The organism is Streptomyces sp. NPDC056600, from assembly GCF_042792855.1.
GTDB lineage: Bacteria > Actinomycetota > Actinomycetes > Streptomycetales > Streptomycetaceae > Streptomyces.
The window spans coordinates 1-6326 of the sequence record NZ_JBHTVQ010000125.1 but is presented as its reverse complement, the minus strand read 5'-3'; the positions used below and the strand labels follow the sequence as shown (position 1 = coordinate 6326).

The 6326-nt window shown below is 73.6% G+C and carries 6 protein-coding genes; 1 reads left to right on the top strand and 5 read right to left on the bottom strand.

What is annotated here, in order from left to right; all coding sequences use genetic code 11:
* Positions 1-58 precede the first annotated feature (58 nt).
* The 4 genes from ACFRAV_RS31205 to ACFRAV_RS31190 all read right to left on the bottom strand — a co-directional run bounded on the left by ACFRAV_RS31205 (position 59) and on the right by ACFRAV_RS31190 (position 3401).
* Positions 59-1285 carry a cytochrome P450 gene (locus ACFRAV_RS31205; RefSeq protein WP_382560954.1) on the bottom strand — a complete coding sequence of 409 codons (1227 nt, stop codon included), beginning with the start codon at positions 1283-1285 and terminating at the stop codon, positions 59-61.
* A gap of 108 nt (positions 1286-1393) precedes the next feature.
* Entirely contained in the window at positions 1394-2353 is a 960-nt protein-coding gene (locus ACFRAV_RS31200; RefSeq protein WP_382560951.1) for a DUF1152 domain-containing protein, read from the bottom strand.
* A 77-nt stretch (positions 2354-2430) separates the two neighbouring features.
* The gene (locus tag ACFRAV_RS31195; RefSeq protein WP_382560948.1) at positions 2431-2946 is read right to left on the bottom strand and encodes a cupin domain-containing protein; all 516 of its coding nucleotides are present in this window, start codon (positions 2944-2946) and stop codon (positions 2431-2433) included.
* Positions 2947-3032: 86 nt separating this feature from the next.
* Positions 3033-3401 (bottom strand): hypothetical protein, encoded by a 369-nt coding sequence (locus ACFRAV_RS31190; RefSeq protein ID WP_382560946.1) that lies wholly within the window; start codon positions 3399-3401, stop codon positions 3033-3035.
* A gap of 99 nt (positions 3402-3500) precedes the next feature.
* Between ACFRAV_RS31190 and sigJ the strand changes: the two genes are divergently transcribed.
* Positions 3501-4415, top strand: coding sequence for an RNA polymerase sigma factor SigJ (gene sigJ / locus ACFRAV_RS31185; protein WP_382560943.1), 915 nt, complete (start codon positions 3501-3503; stop codon positions 4413-4415).
* A 28-nt stretch (positions 4416-4443) separates the two neighbouring features.
* Here sigJ and proP read toward each other — a convergent pair whose 3' ends face one another.
* Positions 4444-5955, bottom strand: coding sequence for a glycine betaine/L-proline transporter ProP (gene proP / locus ACFRAV_RS31180; RefSeq protein ID WP_382560940.1), 1512 nt, complete (start codon positions 5953-5955; stop codon positions 4444-4446).
* Positions 5956-6326 lie beyond the last annotated feature (371 nt).

Genomic DNA, 6326 nt, shown 5'->3' with positions numbered 1-6326 from the left:
CGGCGCGGGCGTCGGCCCGCGCCGCGTGCGGCGTCCCCGGCACGGCGGCCCCGGGCCCCTACCCCGGGCCGTGCAGGCGTACGGGCAGGCGCTCGTGACCGTTGCTGATGAGGGAGGGCACCGGGCGCAGTTCCTCGGCCGGGACGGCCAGGGTCATGTCCGGGAAGCGTGCGAACAACAGCCTCAGCGCGGTGGCGACCTCCAGCCGGGCCAGGGGAGCGCCCAGGCAGAAGTGCACGCCGTGACCGAAGGCCAGGTGCTCCTTGCCGGCCCGGGTGACGTCGAACGCGTCCGGGTCGGGATGCCAGGAGGGGTGCCGGTTCGCAGCGGCGTAGGAGGCGAGGACCGGGGCCCCCTTGGGGATGACCCGCCCGTCGGGGAGGGGGACGTCGACGACGGCGTAACGGAGCGGCAGGTGCTTGACCGCCGGCTCGAGACGCAGGGACTCCTCGACCACGTCCGCCCAGCCGACGCGGCCCTCACGGACATGGGCGAGCTGGTCGGGGTGGGTGAGCAGCAGGGTGACCGCCCGGTCGACGGCGTTGCCGGTGGTCTCGTACCCGGCGCTGATCATCAGCAGGAGCGTGTCGCGCAGTTCCACGTCGCTGAGGCCGCGGTCGTCGCCCTCCTCGTCGCGGGCGGCGATCAGGAAGGAGGTCATGTCGTCGGCCGGTGCGGCGCGCTTCCTCGCGATCAGCTCGTCGAGCGCCTGATAGAGCGAGACGGCGTTCGCGGTGGCCTCCTCGCGACTGAGCGTGGTGGTGAACACGCCGTCGACGAGGCTGCGGAAACCGGCGCGTCGGTCCTCGGGGACGCCCATGAGCTGGGCGATCACCGCTATCGGCAGCGGGAAGGCCAGCTTCTCCCGCAGGTCGACGACCTCGTCACCGCTGCCCGCGATGTCGTCCAGCAGACGCGTGACGAGGGTCTCGACGGTCGGGGCGAGCGCGCCGACGGGCCGGGCGCCGAAGGCGGAGGAGACCAGCCGGCGCAGGCGCCGGTGATCGCCGCCGTAGGCCGTGAACATGTTTCGCACCGAGACCCACAGGGCCAGCGGCCAGGTCGGCGCGACAGCGACGAAGTCGGGCCAGTGGGCGCGGGCGTCCTTGGAGAGGTCCTTGCCCACCAGAAGTCTCTTCAGCAGGTGGGGGTCGGAGACCGACCAGGCCCGCACGCCGAGGACGTCGACGGGTGTGGCCGGGCCGCGGGCGTGCAGCGCCCGGTGTTCGGCGTGCGCGTCCGAGCCGGTGGGATCCAGGACGAGTAACGGGTCGTCGGGCTGCATGCGGTCCCTTTCGGAGGGCGGGTGGCGGGAAGGAACACAGGGAGGCTTTCCAGCGCGTGGCCGAACGGACCCGGCCGGCGGCGCCTTTTTCGGAGGACGGGCGACGCCTCAGTGCGGGAAGCGGCGGGGCGGGCGCGTGATCACCGTGTCCCGGAACTCCGCGATGCGGGAGTGGACCTGCCGCATCAGACGGGTCTCCTCGATGCGGTCCAGGTACAGGCAGCGGGCCGCCAGGGCGGGGAGCTCGACGACGAAGCAGAGGGACATCAACGGGTTGACGAAGAGCTCGCTGCCCCTGGTCCGCTCGGTGAACCGGACGTCGCCGAACTCGCCGCGCACCGCGGCGGCGATCGACCCGTTGACGATGCTCGGGTGGTCCGGGGTGTGGTGCCGGGCGTGCTCCACCGCGTCGAGGTAGAGGGCGCCCTCCCGGGACGCGCGCGGGATCGAGAACGCGCCCAGGTACCCGCCGTCGCGCTCCAGCGCCGCCACGTTCTCCAGCACCTGCACGTGGTTGACGCCGTGGTACGCGTCCACGCCGAAGCCGACCGAGACCACCAGCCGCACCGGGACCTCCTCCAGCGCGGCGAGCGCCGCCACGGAGGCCATGTCCTCCTCCGGGGTTCCCAGTCCGGCCTCGTCGCCGCGCATCAGGATGTCGGTGCCGCCGTCGACCAGCACCACCGCGTCGATGTCGTGCCGGTCGATCAGCGCCCGGTAGGCGTCCCGCAGCGGGCGCACCCCTGTCCGGGGGAAGGCGTACACCGTGGACGGACGGCCGTGCAGGTCCAGCCACCGGGCCAGGGGCCGCTCGGGGAAGTAGTCGCCCGGCAGGACGGAGTCCGGGGTGACCGCGGCGAGGTTCTCCGCCACCCACTCGTCAAGGGGCAGCGCGGTGAGCTCGGTGAACGAGAGGTTCGCGAGGTGCACCTCCTTGCCCTGGTGCTGCAGGGACAGCGCGACGGGCAGCCCCGCGTAGACGTCGAAACCGCCGCCCGCGCCCGCGACGAGGATCCGCTGCGCGCCGTCGAGCCTGCCGAACAGTGGATTGGTGTGCAGGAACGTCATGGGCCGCAGTGTGGACGGCCGCGGCGCCGGGACGCCACGGGGTTTCGGCTCCACCGCCCGGTGGTCCTCCCGCCGCCTCAGCGTTCCCGCTCCCGCTCGTCGGACCGCTCCGCCTCCCAGGCGCCGCTGCGCAGGAAATGGGTGTCGTACCGCTCCTGGACGTCCAGCAGGCTCTCGGGGGAGGCCTCGCCGAGCGCGATGCGCCGCAGATGGCGGAAGTAGTCGAAGCGTTCCACCCCGGGCGTGATGACGACGAGGATGTCGGCGTCGTGCCCGGGCGGCGCGGCGAAGGCGTGCGGCATGCCGGGCGGGACGACCACGAGGTCGCCGGGCCCGGCGGTGACCACCTCCTCGCCGGACAGCAGCCGGGCCGTCCCCGACACCATGAAGAACATCTCCGCCGAGTTGTCGTGGCGGTGCGGCCGGGCGCCGTCGGCCCCGCCGGTCAGGGTGGCGCGCACGACGGACAGCGCTCCGCCGGTCGCGCTGCTGTCGGCCAGCAGCCGGATCGCCGCGGGCAGGCGGCCGGTGACCTCGGCGTCCGCGGCGCGGACCACCACGGACGAGGAGAAGTCGGGCAGGATCAGCGACATCCGGGTCTCCCTGTGCTCGTGCTCGTTCGGGGTACGGGTACGGCGCCGCCGGCCCGGTCCTGGCCGAGTATGCCGAAGACGCCGGGTCAGCGCCGGACGAGTGCCAGCACGCTCAGGCCGAACATGGCCACGCCCAGCGGCAGATGGACGGACGGCACGTGGGCGACGCCGAGCACCACCTGGACCGAGGCGAGGACCAGGAAGCCCGTCGCGTGCCACACCGGGCGCAGCGGACCGCCCCCCGGCTTCCAGGCCAGCACCGCCGCGAGCAGGTACAGCATCGACGCCCCGTACATCACCCGCGCCCCCACGCTGTGCAGCGTCTCCCCGTACGGCTCGGTCAGCAGCAGCCCGGCGGACACCGCCTGGAGGAAGATCGTCGCCGTCTGCAGCGCTATCGCGATCCGCAGGAACGAGGAGCCGCGCCCCGCGGTCGCCGTCACCTCAGTGGCCATGTCACAGTCCCCTTTTCCGCCCTCGGGCAGCGCGTCGATATGGTCTCGACAGCTCGACGACACGGGCCTGCGAAAGGTAAGGCGGGGGGCGGACGCGGCATGGGGACGGTGGAGGCGGGGACGGACGGGGTGACCGGCGAGCGGCGCAGACTGATCAACGTCGCCTACCGGCTGCTCGGTTCGGTGGCCGAGGCCGAGGACGCGGTGCAGGAGGCGTACGCGCGCTGGTTCGCGCTGCCGCCGGTCGGGCGGGAGGAGATCCGTGTCCCCGGCGCGTGGCTGACGACGGTGACCGGCCGGATCTGCCTGGACCTGCTCGGCTCGGCGCGGGCCCGCCGTGAGCGCTACGTCGGCGCGTGGCTGCCCGAGCCGCTGCCCGACCGGACCGAGTGGGAGCGCGCCGGAGTCGCCGGTTCCTCGCTCCCCGCGGACCCCGCCGACCAGATCGTCCTGGACGAGTCGGTGTCCATGGCCTTCCTGGTGGTGCTGGAGGCGATGACGCCGGCCGAGCGGGTGGCGTTCGTCCTGCACGACGTCTTCCGGTACCCGTTCGCCGAGGTCGCCGGAGTGCTCGGCCGGACGCCGGCCGCCTGCAAGCAGCTGGCCTCGTCCGCCCGGCGGCGCCTCGGCGGCGCGGACGCTCCGGAGGCGGGCGGCAGGGCGGACGTGGTGCGGCGCGTCAAGGAGGCGTGGGAGAGCAAGGACATCGAGGCGCTGATCGCCCTGCTCGACCCGGCCGCCGTGATGACCGCGGACGGCGGCGGCCTGGCCGGCACCGTGCCGCACCCGGTGGAGGGCGGGACGCGCATCGCCCGGTACATGGCGGCGATCGCCGACCGGGCCCCGGGGCTCGAGCTCGTCGAGCGGTCCGTGGGCGGGCTGCCCGGCCTGGTGGCCCGGCGGGCGGGGGCCGTGGAGACCGTCGCCTCGTTCGACGTCTCCGGCGGCCGCGTCACCCGGGTGTGGGTGGTCCGCAACCCGGAGAAACTGCGCCCCTGGCTCCGCGAGGGCTGAGCCCGCGTCACCGGGCCGACGGGCGGCCTCAGAAGCGCGGGCTCGAGGCCCGGCTCTCGACCAGGCGGGCGGCCTCCTGCGGTGTGGCGACGGACGGCGGGGAGCCGTCCAGCGGGCGGCGGGCCGTCTCCTTCATGCAGGCCACCGAGACCACCCCCACCAGCGCCGCCGCCATGGAGTAGTACGCGGGCATCATGTCGCTGCCGGTCACCGAGATCAGCGCGGTGATCACCAGCGGCGTCGTCCCGCCGAAGAGGGAGGCGGACAGGTTGTAGCCCACCGCCAGCGACCCGTACCGCACCGGCGTCGGGAACAGCGCCGGCAGCGCCGCGGACATGGTGCCCAGCAGGCACACCAGCGACAGCCCCAGCATCAGCATCCCGGCCGCGACGGCGACGAAGCTGCCCTGCTTGACCAGCAGGAAGGACGGGGCGGAGAGCACCAGAAAGCCGAGCATGCCGGCCATCAGCAGCGGCTTGCGGCCGTGGCGGTCGTTGAGCCGGCCGACCTGGTTGATCACCAGCATCAGGACCACCATCGTGCCGATCAGGAACAGCAGGCCGTGCGTCTCGGAGTAGCCCATCTCGTCGGAGAGGTAGGTCGGCATGTAGGACAGCAGCATGTAGTCGGTGACGTTGTACGCGCCGACCAGGCAGACGCACAGGATCAGGGTGGGCCACTGCGTGCGGAAGATGTCCCTCAGGTCGGCCGTGGCGCTGGGCTCGACATGGGCCGGCGACGCGGTGGCGCGGTGCGAGGACTCCTCCTCCAGCCGCTTGAAGGCGGGCGTCTCGTCCAGCCGGAGCCGCAGGTACAGCCCGACGAAGCCGATGGGCCCGGCCACCAGGAACGGCACCCGCCAGCCCCAGTCCTCCATGCCCTGGTCGCCCAGCAGCGCCGTCAGCACCGTGACCAGTCCCGCCGCGGCGACGTAACCGGCCAGGGTGCCCAGCTCCAGGAAGCTGCCCCAGAAGCCGCGGCGCCGGTCCGGGGCGTACTCCGCGATGAAGGTCGACGCGCCGCCGTACTCGCCGCCCGTCGAGAAGCCCTGCACCAGCCGGAACAGGAGCAGCAGCACCGGAGCCCAGAAGCCGATCGTGGCGTACGACGGGATCAGGCCGATGCAGAAGGTGCCCACCGCCATCAGGATCATGGTCAGCGCGAGGACCTTCTTGCGGCCGATCCGGTCGCCCATCGGCCCGAAGACCAGGCCGCCGAGCGGCCGCACCAGGAACGATGCCGCGAAGGTCGCGAACGACGACAGCAGCTGCACCGTCTCGTTCCCGGGCGGGAAGAAGACGTGGCCGATGGTGACGGCGAGATAGCTGTAGATGCCGAAGTCGAACCACTCCATCGCGTTGCCCAGCGAGGCCGCCTTCACCGCGCGACGGACCATCGCCTCGTCCGTCACGGTGATGTCGGTGCGCCGCAGCGGAGGGTTCCGGCGCCGCTCCGCGGCCCGGAACAGGGCCCGGTGGCGCCTGACCGCCCCGGCGTCGGAGGCGGCGGCATCGGACGGGCGTGATTCCCGCAACGCCATGAAGGGTCCTCTCTCCCGGGGCGGCGGAGTGCGGCACCTGGCGCGGACCGGCCCGCGCGGATCACCCCGCGCGCCTCACTGTGCGTTCTTCTCCCCGGTCCCGCCCTCCGACCCGCCGGTCTCCACGTCTCCCGCGCATCCTCGGAAGGGCGGCGAGGCCGGCCGCGCCGACGGATGGGTCCCTCGGGAAGTGAGCTGAGGCGAGACGCCCGGAAGTGAGCCGAGGGGGGGGGGGCGGGCCCCGGGGGGTTTGTCTGGGCCCGTCCTCCCCCCGCTGGGCCCCCCCCGCGCCCGCTACCCCCCCCCCCCGGTGCGGGGGTGCGGCGCGGCGGGCCCGCGGCGCCCCCACGGCCCGGGACCCGGTCCTCGGC